Source organism: Curvibacter sp. Hmag1.1, from assembly GCF_059769165.1.
In genome coordinates this window covers 995,565-1,008,828 of record NZ_JBMBGX010000002.1, presented here as the reverse complement: position 1 = coordinate 1,008,828, position 13,264 = coordinate 995,565, and the positions used below count along the sequence as shown (strand labels likewise).

Sequence of the window (13,264 nt, the reverse complement as noted above, 5' to 3'; positions counted from 1 at the left end):
CCACAGCAGGAGGACGCATGATGTTCAGCAAAATTCTGATCGCCAACCGCGGTGAAATCGCATGCCGCGTCATCCGCACCGCCCGCAAGCTCGGCTACCAAACCGTGGCCGTTTACAGCGATGCTGACCGCGACGCACCCCATGTAGCCTTGGCCGATGAGGCCGTGCACATCGGCCCTTCACCGGCCGCCGAGTCGTACCTTAAAGTAGACGCCATTCTGGAAGCTGCGCGCAAAACCGGCGCAGATGCTTTGCACCCCGGCTACGGCTTCTTGAGCGAGAACGCTGCATTTGCTAAGGCCTGTGCCGATGCGGGCGTGGTGTTCATCGGCCCGCCACCAGGCGCCATCACCGCCATGGGCGACAAGGCCTTGGCCAAGCAGCGCATGTTGCAAGCCGGCGTGCCCTGCGCACCGGGCTACTTGGGAGCGGACCAAAGCGACCCGGTGCTGACGCAGGAGGCGCACAGATTAGGCTACCCATTGCTGGTGAAAGCCGTGGCCGGTGGCGGTGGACGCGGCATGCGCCTCGTGCGCAGCGACGCCGAATTGCAGCCCGGCCTGGATGGCGCCCGCCGGGAAGCCATCAGCGCATTCGGCGATGGCACCCTGATGTTGGAGCGCCTGATAGACAACGGCCGCCACATCGAAATACAGGTGTTTGCGGACGCGCACGGCAATGCGGTCTACCTGGGTGAGCGCGACTGCACGGCCCAGCGACGCCGGCAAAAGGTGATTGAAGAAGCGCCGTCCCCGGTGGTCAGCCCCGCCATGCGCAAGGCCATGGGGCGCGATGCGGTGGCCGCGGCGCTGGCGGTGGGCTACCGCGGTGCGGGCACGGTGGAGTTCATCGTCGATGAGCACCTCAAACACTACTTTCTGGAAATGAACACGCGCCTGCAGGTGGAGCATCCGGTCACCGAATGCATCACCGGTTTCGACCTGGTGGAATGGCAGCTGCAAGTAGCTGCCGGCGAGCCTTTGCCTGCGCGGCAGGAAGACATCCGCCTGAGCGGCCACGCTATAGAGGCACGCCTGTATGTGGAAGACCCGTACACCGGTTTTGCCCCGCAGACCGGCACCGTGGCCTATTGGCAGCCCGTGCGTGCGTTGCAGCCCGGCGTACGTATTGACGATGGCATCCGGCAAGAGAGTGTGGTCTCGCCGTTCTATGACCCGATGGTGGCCAAAGTCATCGTGCATGGACGTGACCGCGGCGATGCCATTCGCCGACTGCGTGCGGCCCTGGTGAACGCGCCCTTGCTGGGTTTGAAGAACAACGGTCGTTTCCTGAGCGACTTGGTGGATCACCCCGCCTTCCGCGAAGCGCGTATGACCACCACGCTGATCGACCAGTGGCTGGAGCAGGGTGAGACTCTGTTGCAAGCCCCGGTGCCTTCCATGGCGGCCTGGCAAGTTGCTGCCTTGGCGTTGGCGCAGCAGCAAGGCAGCAGCTGGCGGGCCAACAGTGTGTCGGCCTACAGCGTGCGGTTGCAGTGCGGTGAAGTGGTGCGCACTGTGCGCATCAGCAGCGATGGTCAAGGCTTGACCACCATCACCATGGATGGGGTGACAGCGCAGGCCCGCGTCATCGCTTGGCAAGACGCAGTTCTGCGACTGGAGTTGGATGGTGTGGCGCAGACCGCCATTGCCGTGTTTGCTGCCGGTGCATGGCATGTGGCGCATGCGGGCTACAGCCATATGTTCAGCGAAGTGTCGGCCTTCCCCGATGCCAATGCTTTGAAAGATGCCAGCCGTGCACTATCGCCAGTGGCCGGTAAGGTCACGCAGGTGCTGGTGGCGCCGGGGGATGCGGTTAGAGAGGGCCAGCAACTCGTCTGCGTGGAAGCCATGAAGATGGAAATGTGGCTCTGTGCCGAACAGGCCGGCCAAGTGCAGGCGGTTCACACCCGTACGGGCGAGCAGGTGAAAGCCGGCGCGGTGCTGGTGGAGCTGAGCCCCGGGGCGGATGTGGCCCCCACTGAAACACACTGAGGAATCCCATGGACAAAGCCATATTGACCTGCGCCTTGACCGGCGTGTTGACCAACCCCAAGCAGCACCCCGTACCTGTCACGCCCGCCCAGATGGCGGCGGAGGCTCGTGATGCGTTCAATGCCGGCGCCAGCATCATGCACATCCATATGCGCATGCAAGAAGACGGCCTGGGGCACATGCCCAGTTGGGACCCGGATGTAGCCGAAAGCATTGTGAATGCCATCCGCGAGGCCTGCCCGGGCGTGATCATCAATCTGACCACCGGCGTGGTGGGCAAAGACATCAGCGGGCCGCTCAACTGCATACGCCGCGTCAAGCCCGAAATTGCCGCCTGCAACGCGGGCAGTCTGAATTACCTCAAGCTCAAGGAAGACGGCAGCTGGGCCTGGCCGCCCATGGTGTTTGACAACCCGGTGGCCAAGGTGCAGCAGTTTTTGGATGTGATGCAGGAGTGCGGCACCCATCCCGAGTTCGAGTGCTTTGATGTGGGCATCGTCCGGTCGGTGACCATGTATTTGAAGAATGGCATGCTCAAGCCCGACATGGGCCGGGCGGAATACAACCTGGTGATGGGCGTGGCTTCCGGCATGCCCTGCGATGCAGATTTGCTTTCACTCTTGCCGAAGTACATGGCGTCCGACAGTGTGTGGCAAACCACCTTGATTGGCCGCTCTGAGATCTGGCCGGTGCACCAGAAGACTGCTGATTTGGGAGGCATGCTGCGGACCGGTCTCGAAGACACCTTCTATTTGCCCGATGGTGTACGCGCTGCAGGCAATGGTGTGCTCATCGAGGCGCTGGCAGCCTGTGCCCAGCGCGCAGGGAGAACAATTGCAAATCCTTCGGAGGCGAGAGCCATTTTGGGTCTGCGGGCAGGGTAGAATACGTCCATCCCGAATGCTGCAGAGAAGAGCGTTTGAAAAAGTTTCTCCGGTATTTCCGGATAGTACGAAAAAAAGCGTGCTAGAATACGAAGCTTAGCGGCTGTAGCTCAGCTGGATAGAGTACTTGGCTACGAACCAAGGGGTCGTGGGTTCGATTCCTGCCAGCCGCACCAAAAAGTAAAGGTCTGCAATCGCAAGGTTGCAGACCTTTTTCTTATTCTGATTCCCCAATGGGCACATCCATGAGCAAGGCTTTTACCAAAGAGTCCGATGGTGCAGACGATGATGAGCTGCAACTGCCTGCACTGCCAGCCGGCGGCAAAAACTACATCACCCCCCAAGGCTTCGCCACGCTACGCGACGAGTTGCTCGACCTGATCGACAACGAGCGCCCCAAGATTGTGGACATCGTGCATTGGGCCGCCAGCAATGGCGATCGCTCAGAGAATGGTGATTACCTCTATGGCAAAAAGCGCCTGCGTGAAATCGACCGACGCATCCGTTTCCTGACCAAGCGTCTGGAGATTGCGGAAGTGACAGATCCCTCTCTGCACCACGGCAATGAGCAGATTTTCTTCGGCGCTACGGTGACCTATGTGGACGACCAGGATGTGGAACGCACTATCACCATCAAAGGGATTGACGAGGCCAACAGTGCTGTTGGCGAGGTGAGCTGGATTTCGCCCATCGCGCGCACGCTTCTCAAGGCCCGTGAGGGCGATGAGCTCAAGTTGGTCATGCCCGATCGGGTTTGCGATATCGAGGTGCTGCGTGTGCAGTACCCAGCGCCCAAGGCGGCCTGACAGGCTCTAGTCGTTGAAGTGACTTAGCCGGCGCTGTTGCTTGCGCGCTGGGCGCGCAATACCGATGGCGTGCGATGCAGGTTGCGCAAAGCGATATCGATGTGGGCGGTGTCCCGCACACCAATAATCAAGCGCATGTCGGATGCGTCGCGCACCCCGTCCTGCCCCATGTCGATGTGAATGATGTCCGCCTCGGCAGACGCGAGTGCTGCAGCAACTTTGGCCAGTACGCCTTTGCCATTCGTGACAGTCACCACAATGCCGGTCTCGAAGGCACGCACCGGTTCATCGGACCACTCCACACCGATAAAGCGCTCGCTGTCTTTGTGCTGGAGCTTTTTGGCCACGCCGCAGTCGGCCATGTGCACCACCAGACCTTCACCGCGGCCCAGATAACCGACGATGGCGTCCCCAGGGATGGGGCGGCAACATTGTGCGAACTGCACCGACGCGTTTTCGCTACCATCCAAGGTGATGGAGCTCAAAGTATTGGTCTCGTGCGCGGTGAAGCGCTCACGGGTGAGCAGCAGGGCGTCCGGTCGCTCACCGGCCTCGCTCAAGAGGTTCACCATGCGCTTGGCTACGATATTGGCGATGCGCTTGCCCAGACCTATGTCGGTCAGCAGCTCGTGCTTGGTCTTGTTTCCTGTAAAGCGCAGCAGCTTGTCCCACAAGGGGGCGTAGGCCGGGTTGTCTTCGGGGAAGCTCTCAATACCTTCTGCGCGAAGGGCTTGCGCCAGCAACTTGGCACCTAATCCTTCCGACTCGGTTTGCGCCATGGTCTTCAGATGGTGGCGGATTTTGGAGCGCGCACGGCCGGTGCGTACAAAACCCAGCCATGCCGGGTTGGGGGTGGATACAGGTGCGGTGACCACTTCGACCACATCGCCGTTTTTCAGCTCGGTACGCAAGGGGACTTGTTCACCATTGATGCGGGCAGCGATGGTGCGGTCGCCGATATTGCTGTGAATGGCGTAAGCAAAGTCCACTACGGTGGCGCCCCGTGGCAAGGCCATGATCTGGCTCTTGGGCGTAAACACGTACACAGCATCGGGGAACAGGTCCACCTTGACGTGGTCCCAGAACTCGGCCGCATCGCGAGTCTCGTCCTGGATATCCAGCAGGGATTGCAGCCATTTGGTGCCCAAGCGATCCGCTGTGCCGTCTTCCGGATTGTTGACCTTGTAGAGCCAGTGCGCGGCCACGCCGGACTCGGCTACCACGTGCATGGCTTCGGTCCGCATCTGAAATTCGATGTTGATACCTGCCGGCCCCACCAGCGTGGTGTGCAAGGACTGGTAACCGTTGACCTTGGCAATCGCAATATGGTCTTTGAACTTGCCGGGCACCGGCTTATACAGCTGGTGCAGCAGGCCCAAGGCGGTGTAGCAGTCGGTGATGGCGGGGACCAACACGCGAAAGCCGTAAATGTCGGTGACCTGGGCGAAGCTGAGATGTTTTTTGTCCATCTTTTGGTAGATGGAATACAGCGTCTTCTCACGGCCTGCGATGCGGATAGGCATCCTGGCTTCAGCAAAAACTCCTTCGACTTCCTTCTGCACTTTCTGGATCAAGTCGCGCCTGCGGCTGCGCGCTTTGGCGACCGCTTTGGCAAGGATGGCGTACCGCCAAGGGCGCAGGTGCTGGAAAGAGAGGTCCTGTAGCTCCCGGTAGGTCTGGTTAAGACCCAATCGGTGGGCAATAGGAGCGTAAATATCCAGCGTCTCTGAGGAAATCCTGCTCCATTTGCTGCGTGGCACATCCGACAGGGTCCGCATATTGTGCGAACGGTCGGCGAGCTTGATCAAAATGACCCGCACGTCCCGCGCCATGGCCAGAAGCATCTTGCGGAAAGATTCGGCCTGGTTTTCTTCGCGGGTGTTGAATTGCAGCTTATCGAGCTTGGTCAGGCCATCCACCAATTCGGCTACTGGAGATCCGAACTTTTCAATCAGCTCGATCTTGGTGACGCCGCAGTCTTCGAGCGCATCGTGCAGCAGGGCCGCCATCAGGGCCTGGGCGTCGAGTTTCCATTCGGCACATTGCGCGGCTACCGCGATCGGATGGGTGATGTAGGGCTCGCCGTTATTACGGAGTTGGCCCAGGTGGGCTTCGTCCGCGAAACGGTAGGCCAAGCGTACCTGCTCCACATCACTGCTGCTCAAGTAGTCCAGCTTGGCGGTGAGCCCGGCAAAACTGGCTGCCGCGGCATTGACCGCAGCGACTGGCGAACCGGGCTTAGCCGATTTGCCGGTATTCGAGGTACTTGGAGGTGTTTGGAGAAGGCTGCCCATGGTGTAAATGTAGCGTGGCTGGGAGGCTTATGTGCCGCAAACGAAAAAAGCACCGCAAGCGGTGCTTTTTGCATAAGCAGGCTGAATTTACAGTGGTACTTTTTTGAGCATTTCCAAGCCAACTTTACCGGCAGCAATTTCGCGCAGGGCGGTGACGCCGGGCTTGTTCTTGCTTTCGATTTTGGGGGTGTGGCCTTGGCTCAACATGCGGGCACGGTAAGTGGCAGCCAGAACCAATTGGAAACGGTTAGGGATCTGCTCGAGGCAGTCTTCAACAGTGATGCGGGCCATGGAATTCTCCGGAAAGCTAGAGGATGTTCAGCGCTTGGAATGTTTCGGCACGCGCGCGGCGCTGGGCTGAAATCTTGAGTCGCTGAGAGTGGACAATGGCCTTCAGATCGAAAAGCGCACGGTCAAACAACTCATTGATTATAACGAAGTCGAACTTTCCGACCTGGGCGACTTCCAATTGCGCGTTTTTCATGCGCATGTCGATGATCTCAGAGCTGTCTTCCCCGCGGCGTTCCAGGCGCGAACGCAACTCTTCCCAGCTCGGAGGCAGGATGAAGATGCAGACGGCGTTGGCAAACACATTTTTGATTTGCACGGCGCCCTGGAAGTCGATTTCCAGGATCACGTCAGCGCCCATGGCCATGCGGTCTTCAATGGCTTTTTTGGAGGTGCCGTAGCGGTTCGCATGCACATGCGCCCATTCCACAAATGCATCGGCTTCCACCATGGCATCGAATTCCTGCTGGGAGACGAAGAAGTACTCGCGTCCATGCTTTTCTTGCCCACGGGGCGGGCGCGTGGTGTGCGAGACAGAAGGTTGCAGGCGCGAGTCGAGCTCCAACAAGGCCTTGCACAAGCTGGACTTACCGGCCCCGCTGGGGGCTGCGACGACAAAGAGATTTCCGGGGTAGTCCATTGACTGAGGCTCCGTGATGCGGTGTCTAAAGTCGCCTTATTCTATGTTCTGGACCTGTTCACGCATCTGCTCCACCAAAACCTTCATGTCGACGGAGATATGCGTCAGCTCTAGCGCGGCTGATTTGGAGCCCAAGGTGTTGGCTTCCCTGTGCAGTTCCTGAATCAGGAAGTCCAGCCGCTTGCCTATTTCCCCGCCTTTCTTGATCAGGCGCTCCAGCTCGTCCAGATGGGAGTTCAGCCGGGTGATTTCTTCCGCCACATCAATGCGTATTGCGAAGGCCGTGGCCTCTGTCAGGGCACGGTCTTGGGCAGCTTCCGGCAGGGTGGTGCCTTCGGTCAGGGCCATGGCCTCTTTCCAGCGCTCCATGAAGCGTAGGCGTTGCTGTTCCACCAGCTTGGGCACCAAGGGCCCGGCCTGCTCGGCCAAGGTGCGCAACTGGGCGATGTGGCCCAGCAGCATGGTGGCCAGGCGGGCCCCCTCGCGCTGGCGGGCGCTGAGCAGCTCTTTCAACACTTTTTCCGCCAGGGGCATCACATCTGCGCTCCAGTCACGGCTGGTGCCTTGCTCGGCGGCGGCCAGGCGGATCACATCAGCCACGCTCAAGGGGTTGGCCGTGGGCAGCCAGGCCCGGATGCTGTCTTGTGTGGCATTGAGCTTTTGCAGCAGTCTGGGGGTGGGGTCGGGGATATTGGTCGCGCTGGTGGTCTCTACCGAGGCGCGTACTTCCACTTTGCCGCGCTTGAGTTTGCCTCCCAGAAGCTCGCGCAATGCGGGTTCAAATTGGCGCAGGTCTTCGGGCAGGCGGAAGGTGAGGTCCAGGAAACGGCTGTTGACCGATCGGACCTCCAGTCCGAGCTGGGTGACGGGTTGTGTCCGGGATTCGCCTTCAGGGGCGGTGGTGGCTGTGCTGTGCTGTGCACTGGCATAGCCGGTCATGCTGTAAACTGGCATCAAGGGCTTTCGCGGCGATGGAAACGGCCCCGAGAATAACCCGTTTCAAACGAACCTCACGAGCATTCCCACTGCACCTATGTCAAAGGTCAAGCCAGCGCCACTCCCCCCGGATACCACGATAGGCGGCTACCGCATCATCCGCAAAGTTGCGGCCGGCGGTTTCGGGTTGGTCTATCTGGCTTTGGATTCCGAAGGCCAGCAGGTTGCGGTCAAGGAATATCTTCCTTCTTCGCTCGCCACCCGCGCTCCCGGCGAACTGCTGCCTCAAGTGCAGTCCGAAAAGCTGTCGCTTTACCGCCTGGGCCTGAAAAGCTTTTTTGAAGAAGGCCGCTCGCTCGCGCAAATCTCTCACCCTTCTGTGGTGAGTGTGTTGAATTTTTTTCGCGAGAATGAAACCGTTTACATGGTCATGAACTACTTGGAAGGTGCTGCCCTTCAGGACTTCATCGTGACTGCGCGTGACCAGAAAAAGAGCAAGGTGTTCCGCGAGTCCACCATCCGTTCTCTGTTTGATGAAATCCTGCGCGGATTGCGCATCGTGCACCAGCACAAGATGCTGCACCTGGACATCAAGCCTGCCAATATTTTCATTACCGACGACAACCGCTCCGTGTTGATCGACTTCGGCGCCGCACGCGAAGTGCTGAGCAAAGAAGGCAACTTCATACGCCCGATGTACACCCCGGGCTTTGCAGCCCCTGAGATGTACCGTCGCGATGCTTCCATGGGCCCGTGGACAGACATTTACGCCATCGGCGCCTGCATCTATGCCTGCATGCAGGGCTATCCGCCCAATGAAGCGCCTCAACGCTTGGAGAAGGATCGTATCACCACGGCCTTGGCGCGACTCCGTGGTGTGTATTCCGACAATTTGATCGAGGTGGTGGAGTGGTGCATGTCCCTCGACCCCTTGTCGCGTCCGCAGTCTGTGTTTGCCTTGCAAAAGGAGTTGTCGCGCGAGGGTGAACGCCGCTACACCAAGCTCACCGTGACCGAGAAGGTGCGCATGCAATTTGACTCCATGGTGTCGGAAACCAAAAAAACTGTCATGGGCGGAGCAACCGCACCTGCGGCAGGTAAGCCGAAATGAAGTTTTCCGTCTTCCAGATCAGCCGCAAAGGGGGGCGCGAGAAGAACGAAGACCGCATGGGCTACTGCTACACCAAGTCGTCCGGCCTGTTTTTGCTGGCGGATGGCATGGGCGGGCACCCTGAGGGCGAAGTCGCCTCCCAGATGGCCTTGCAGGTGATCTCGGCGCTGTATCAGAAAGAAGCGCACCCAGAGCTGATGGATGTGCGCGAGTTTTTCAACAAAGCCATTCTGGCTGCCCACCGCCAAATCCTCCGGTATGCGGCTGAGCGCAACTTGCCGGATACGCCTCGTACAACGTTAGTGGCAGCGGTGCTGCAAGGTGGCGCCGCGCATTGGGTGCACTGCGGTGATTCGCGTTTGTACTTTGTGCGCCAGGGTGAGCTGCTTGCCCGCACGCGGGACCATTCGTACGCTGAACAACGTGACATGGAACGCCCCAACGGTGCACCGGTAGGCTTTAACCGTAACGTGCTGTTCACCTGCCTGGGCTCACCGACCCGCCCGGTGTTTGATGTGACCGGACCGGTGCCCTTGCACCAGGGCGACCGCATCATGCTGTGCTCTGACGGCCTGTGGGGGCCCATGCAGGACAGCGATATCGTCTACCACCTGTCCCAGAAGCCGGTGGGTGAATCCGCCCCCGATCTGGTGGAAGAGGCCATGCTCAAGGGCGGCCCGCATTGCGACAACGTCACCGTGATTGCGATGGAGTGGGAGACACCGGACAGCTTCGAGTCCACCAAGGGCACGATCTCGACCGACAGCATCAGCGAAGGCGTATTTGCTTCCACAGTGCAAGCCGCGTGGGCGGACTCGGAGGTGGATGACTTGGACGACGCGGCCATTGAGCGTTCGATCGCAGAGATTAACGAAGCCATTCGCCGCTCGGCTGCCCGCAAGCTTTGACTGCTTTTCCGGCCTGCCCGGATCTATGAGGAAGTACCCATGACAGCATTTGTCCGCCAAGGCGCCCGCGCCGCCGATGCACTGCGCCCGGTGCGCATCACCCGCCACTACACCATGCACGCTGAGGGCTCGGTGTTGATTGAGTTCGGCAACACCAAGGTGCTGTGCACCGCGTCTGTCGAAGAAAAAGTGCCTCCGCACAAGCGGGGCAGTGGTGAAGGTTGGGTCACTGCCGAATACGGCATGCTGCCCCGCGCCACCCACAGTCGCAGCGACCGCGAGGCCGCCCGCGGCAAGCAAACCGGCCGTACCCAGGAGATTCAGCGGCTGATTGGCCGCTCGCTGCGCGCAGTGTTTGACCTGAAAAAACTGGGCGAACGCACCATCCAGCTCGATTGCGATGTGATCCAGGCCGACGGCGGCACCCGCACCGCAGCCATCACCGGCGCCTTTGTGGCCGCGCAAGATGCGGTCAATGGCCTCTTGGCGGCCGGCAAGATCACCGAGACGCCCATCACTGCGGCTGTGGCGGCCATCAGCGTCGGCATTGTGGAAGGCACGCCCTTGCTGGACCTGGAGTACACCGAAGACTCCGCCTGCGATACCGACATGAATGTGGTGATGACCGGTGCCGGCCACTTTGTGGAAGTGCAGGGCACCGCCGAAGGTGTGACCTTCACCCGCGCCGAGATGGACCAACTGCTGACGCTGGCTGAAAAAGGCGTGGGTGAACTCATGCTGTTGCAGCAACAGGTACTATCAAAATAATAGCTGCTCGCGCATATTTCGCGGGCGCCAGAGGCCTATTTCTTATGAAGATTGTTCTTGCATCTAATAACCAGGGCAAGCTCGCCGAGCTCAACGCCATGTTTGCCCCGCTGGGCTGTGAGCTGGTACGCCAGGGCGACCTGGGCGTGCCCGAGTCGCCCGAGCCGTTTCGCACATTTATTGAAAATGCGCTGGCCAAGGCGCGCAACGCGGCCCAGCACACCGGCTTGCCTGCGCTGGCGGATGACGCCGGTTTGTGTGTGGACGCCTTTGGCGGCTTGCCGGGTGTGGACACGGCCTACTACGCCACCCAGTTCGGTTATTCCAAAGGGGACGACAACAACGTCACGGCTCTGCTGGCGCAAATGAAGGACGTGACCAACCGCCGCGCAGCGCTGGTCAGCACCTTGGTGGCGGTGCGCAGTGTGGACGACCCCGAGCCGCTGATTGCAGTAGGCCGTGTGGTAGGGCTGATTGCGCCTGAGCCGGTGGGCAGCAACGGCTTCGGCTTCGACCCGGTGATGTGGATCCCCGAGTTCGGACAGACCTTTGCCCAGCTGCCAGTGGAAGTCAAAAACGCCCACAGCCACCGTGGCCGCGCTGCTGCGACTATGGCTTCCTTGATCCGATCCAATTGGCTCGGAGCCTGAGGCGCATGATTCCCATCACGCCCGTTGCCGAGGGCGCTGCCGCGGTGCAGCGCGACATCCAGCATTACATGCGCCCCGGCAGTTTGCAGTTCAGCGCGCTGCCTCCTTTGTCTTTGTATGTCCATCTGCCCTGGTGTATCAAGAAGTGCCCTTACTGCGACTTCAATTCCCACGAGCAGGCCAAAGATGGCCTTCAAGAGAAGCGCTACATCGACGCAGTTATCGCAGACCTGGAGGCCGCGCTGCCCCTGATCTGGGGGCGCAACATCCATAGCATCTTTATCGGCGGTGGTACGCCCAGCCTGTTTTCACCCGAGTCCATCGACCGCTTGCTGGGAGACATCCGTGCCCGACTGCGGCTGGAGGCAGACTGCGAAATCACCATGGAGGCCAACCCCGGCACCTTTGAGAAAGACCGTTTCAAGGCTTTCCGGGGCGCTGGCGTGACGCGACTCTCTATCGGGGTGCAAAGCTTCAACGATACCCACCTGAAAGCCCTGGGCCGGGTGCATGACCGCGCGCAGGCGCTGGCGGCAGTGGAAGAGGCGGCTGCCTCGTTTAACACCTTCAACCTCGACATCATGTACGCCTTGCCGGGGCAGACGCAGGCGCAGCTCGATGTTGACCTGGCCACCGCGTTGCAGTTCCAGCCGCCGCACATCTCGATCTACCACCTGACCATCGAGCCCAACACCTACTTCGCCAAGTTTCCGCCGCAGATCCCCGAGGACGACACGGCCTACGCCATGTTGGACCGCATCACCGAGGCCACCGCTGCGGCCGGGATGGACCGGTACGAGGTGTCGGCCTATGCCCGCCAAGGACACCGCTGTTTTCACAACGTCAACTACTGGCAGTTCGGCGACTACTTAGGGCTAGGCGCCGGTGCGCACAGCAAGCTCAGCTTTGCGCACCGGGTGGTGCGGCAGGTGCGCTTCCGTGACCCGGCCCGATACATGGAGCAGGCGCTGGCCGGCCACGCAGTGGCGCAAGACGAGGAAGTGGCTCGGGCCGATTTGCCGTTTGAGTACATGCTCAATGCCTTGCGCCTGCGCAATGGCTTCGGGCTGCGCGACTTTACCGAGCGCACCGGGCTGGCCATTACCGCCATCCAAAAGGGGCTGGAAGAGGCCGAGCGCAAAGGCCTGATTGAGCGGGACTTTGCCCGCGTGCGTCCGACGGTCAAAGGCTTCGACTTTTTGAGTGACTTGCAGGAAATTTTCCTGTCCAATCCGGACTGAACGGGCTGCGCCGCGGCCCGCCCGGCCATGCAGGGGAACGCCATGTTTTCGGTTTACGGTACAGCAGGGCAGATATTCCGGGGCTCGCTCGAAGAGTTGGGCAAGGTAGCCGGCATACGCCGCGCCGCACGCACCCGCCGCATCGAAGCGCTGGGGCTGGATGCCCAGGACCATAGCCCTCTGCGCTTTGCCGATGTGCTGAACGCTCCTGCCCATGAAGCGCCTGCCACCGACATCGCGCATCGGACGGCACTGGCGGCCTATGGCGAGGTTCGCAAACCTGCACAGACTCGCCAGCCATTGACCCGGGTGGCCGACATCATGAGCTACGAGGTGGTGACGGTGCCTGACACCTCCACCATCGAGCAAGCCTGGGCGCTGCTCAACCAGCATGGCATTGCGCAGGCCCCCGTGGTGTCTGCAGCGGGTGTTTTGGTAGGGCTGCTCACCCGTGCGGAGTTGACCCGTGCGGAGCATCTGCCTCGGGCGGATGCCCATGCGCTGGTATGGCGCGCCTTTCTGGCGCAAAGCGTGCAGGACGTGATGTGGACCCCGGTGCCCAGCGTGGCCGCTGATACCGACATTCGCCGGCTTGCGCGCGTGCTGTTGGATACGGGCTTGCCCGGTTTGCCGGTGGTGGAGGAGGCGGGTGCGGTGCAGGGGTTCGTGTCCCGCTCCGACATTTTGCGGGCCGTGGTGGCCGACCCGCCGCTGGACCTGTGGACTTGAGCGTTCGGTAGCCGT

Annotated in this window: 13 protein-coding genes and 1 tRNA gene; 10 read left to right on the top strand and 4 right to left on the bottom strand. The window is 60.6% G+C overall.

Annotation, left to right across the window (positions count from 1 at the left end):
- Positions 1-20 precede the first annotated feature (20 nt).
- The 4 genes from ACOAP0_RS05295 to greB all read left to right on the top strand — a co-directional run bounded on the left by ACOAP0_RS05295 (position 21) and on the right by greB (position 3,684).
- Positions 21-1,994, top strand: coding sequence for an acetyl/propionyl/methylcrotonyl-CoA carboxylase subunit alpha (locus ACOAP0_RS05295; protein ID WP_498375292.1), 1,974 nt, complete (start codon positions 21-23; stop codon positions 1,992-1,994).
- Between the two features lie 8 nt (positions 1,995-2,002).
- Positions 2,003-2,878 (top strand): beta-keto acid cleavage family enzyme, encoded by an 876-nt coding sequence (locus ACOAP0_RS05290; RefSeq protein WP_498375293.1) that lies wholly within the window; start codon positions 2,003-2,005, stop codon positions 2,876-2,878.
- A 99-nt stretch (positions 2,879-2,977) separates the two neighbouring features.
- A tRNA-Arg gene (locus tag ACOAP0_RS05285) sits at positions 2,978-3,054 on the top strand.
- Positions 3,055-3,123: 69 nt separating this feature from the next.
- A complete protein-coding gene (gene greB, locus ACOAP0_RS05280) occupies positions 3,124-3,684 on the top strand; it encodes a transcription elongation factor GreB (protein WP_498375294.1) in 561 nt (186 codons plus the stop codon).
- A 23-nt stretch (positions 3,685-3,707) separates the two neighbouring features.
- Here the strand turns inward: greB and ACOAP0_RS05275 are convergent, their stop codons facing one another.
- The 4 genes from ACOAP0_RS05275 to ACOAP0_RS05260 form a co-directional block, all read right to left on the bottom strand.
- The gene (locus ACOAP0_RS05275; RefSeq protein WP_087494833.1) at positions 3,708-5,978 is read right to left on the bottom strand and encodes a RelA/SpoT family protein; all 2,271 of its coding nucleotides are present in this window, start codon (positions 5,976-5,978) and stop codon (positions 3,708-3,710) included.
- A gap of 87 nt (positions 5,979-6,065) precedes the next feature.
- Positions 6,066-6,269, bottom strand: coding sequence for a DNA-directed RNA polymerase subunit omega (rpoZ, locus tag ACOAP0_RS05270; protein ID WP_313867465.1), 204 nt, complete (start codon positions 6,267-6,269; stop codon positions 6,066-6,068).
- Positions 6,270-6,285: 16 nt separating this feature from the next.
- The gene (gmk, locus tag ACOAP0_RS05265; RefSeq protein ID WP_087494831.1) at positions 6,286-6,906 is read right to left on the bottom strand and encodes a guanylate kinase; all 621 of its coding nucleotides are present in this window, start codon (positions 6,904-6,906) and stop codon (positions 6,286-6,288) included.
- 36 nt (positions 6,907-6,942) lie between these two features.
- Entirely contained in the window at positions 6,943-7,860 is a 918-nt protein-coding gene (locus tag ACOAP0_RS05260) for a YicC/YloC family endoribonuclease (RefSeq protein WP_087494830.1), read from the bottom strand.
- A 79-nt stretch (positions 7,861-7,939) separates the two neighbouring features.
- Between ACOAP0_RS05260 and ACOAP0_RS05255 the strand changes: the two genes are divergently transcribed.
- The 6 genes from ACOAP0_RS05255 to ACOAP0_RS05230 are packed head-to-tail and all read left to right on the top strand — an operon-like array spanning position 7,940 to position 13,249.
- The gene (locus tag ACOAP0_RS05255) at positions 7,940-8,953 is read left to right on the top strand and encodes a serine/threonine protein kinase (RefSeq protein ID WP_498375295.1); all 1,014 of its coding nucleotides are present in this window, start codon (positions 7,940-7,942) and stop codon (positions 8,951-8,953) included.
- Complete coding sequence (locus ACOAP0_RS05250; RefSeq protein WP_087494828.1) at positions 8,950-9,861, top strand: PP2C family protein-serine/threonine phosphatase; 912 nt, start codon at positions 8,950-8,952, stop codon at positions 9,859-9,861. Before ACOAP0_RS05255 ends, ACOAP0_RS05250 begins: the two co-directional genes overlap by 4 nt.
- A gap of 39 nt (positions 9,862-9,900) precedes the next feature.
- Positions 9,901-10,629, top strand: a complete 729-nt coding sequence (gene rph, locus ACOAP0_RS05245; RefSeq protein ID WP_498375296.1) for a ribonuclease PH — start codon at positions 9,901-9,903, stop codon at positions 10,627-10,629.
- Positions 10,630-10,673: 44 nt separating this feature from the next.
- The gene (locus ACOAP0_RS05240; RefSeq protein ID WP_498375297.1) at positions 10,674-11,279 is read left to right on the top strand and encodes a non-canonical purine NTP pyrophosphatase; all 606 of its coding nucleotides are present in this window, start codon (positions 10,674-10,676) and stop codon (positions 11,277-11,279) included.
- Positions 11,280-11,284: 5 nt separating this feature from the next.
- Complete coding sequence (gene hemW, locus ACOAP0_RS05235; protein ID WP_498375298.1) at positions 11,285-12,520, top strand: radical SAM family heme chaperone HemW; 1,236 nt, start codon at positions 11,285-11,287, stop codon at positions 12,518-12,520.
- Positions 12,521-12,562: 42 nt separating this feature from the next.
- Positions 12,563-13,249: a CBS domain-containing protein gene (locus ACOAP0_RS05230; protein ID WP_498375299.1), complete on the top strand. Its 687-nt coding sequence runs from the start codon at positions 12,563-12,565 to the stop codon at positions 13,247-13,249.
- Positions 13,250-13,264 lie beyond the last annotated feature (15 nt).

Bases quoted from the DNA above. Each gene is read 5' to 3' on its own strand.
- gmk (WP_087494831.1), bottom strand. From the start codon at position 6,906: ATGGACTACCCCGGAAATCTCTTTGTCGTCGCAGCCCCCAGCGGGGCC.
- ACOAP0_RS05240 (WP_498375297.1), top strand. From the start codon at position 10,674: ATGAAGATTGTTCTTGCATCTAATAACCAGGGCAAGCTCGCCGAGCTC.
- ACOAP0_RS05250 (WP_087494828.1), top strand. From the start codon at position 8,950: ATGAAGTTTTCCGTCTTCCAGATCAGCCGCAAAGGGGGGCGCGAGAAG.
- ACOAP0_RS05295 (WP_498375292.1), top strand. From the start codon at position 21: ATGTTCAGCAAAATTCTGATCGCCAACCGCGGTGAAATCGCATGCCGC.
- ACOAP0_RS05255 (WP_498375295.1), top strand. From the start codon at position 7,940: ATGTCAAAGGTCAAGCCAGCGCCACTCCCCCCGGATACCACGATAGGC.
- rph (WP_498375296.1), top strand. From the start codon at position 9,901: ATGACAGCATTTGTCCGCCAAGGCGCCCGCGCCGCCGATGCACTGCGC.
- greB (WP_498375294.1), top strand. From the start codon at position 3,124: ATGAGCAAGGCTTTTACCAAAGAGTCCGATGGTGCAGACGATGATGAG.
- ACOAP0_RS05290 (WP_498375293.1), top strand. From the start codon at position 2,003: ATGGACAAAGCCATATTGACCTGCGCCTTGACCGGCGTGTTGACCAAC.
- hemW (WP_498375298.1), top strand. From the start codon at position 11,285: ATGATTCCCATCACGCCCGTTGCCGAGGGCGCTGCCGCGGTGCAGCGC.
- ACOAP0_RS05275 (WP_087494833.1), bottom strand. From the start codon at position 5,978: ATGGGCAGCCTTCTCCAAACACCTCCAAGTACCTCGAATACCGGCAAA.
- ACOAP0_RS05230 (WP_498375299.1), top strand. From the start codon at position 12,563: ATGTTTTCGGTTTACGGTACAGCAGGGCAGATATTCCGGGGCTCGCTC.
- ACOAP0_RS05260 (WP_087494830.1), bottom strand. From the start codon at position 7,860: ATGCCAGTTTACAGCATGACCGGCTATGCCAGTGCACAGCACAGCACA.
- rpoZ (WP_313867465.1), bottom strand. From the start codon at position 6,269: ATGGCCCGCATCACTGTTGAAGACTGCCTCGAGCAGATCCCTAACCGT.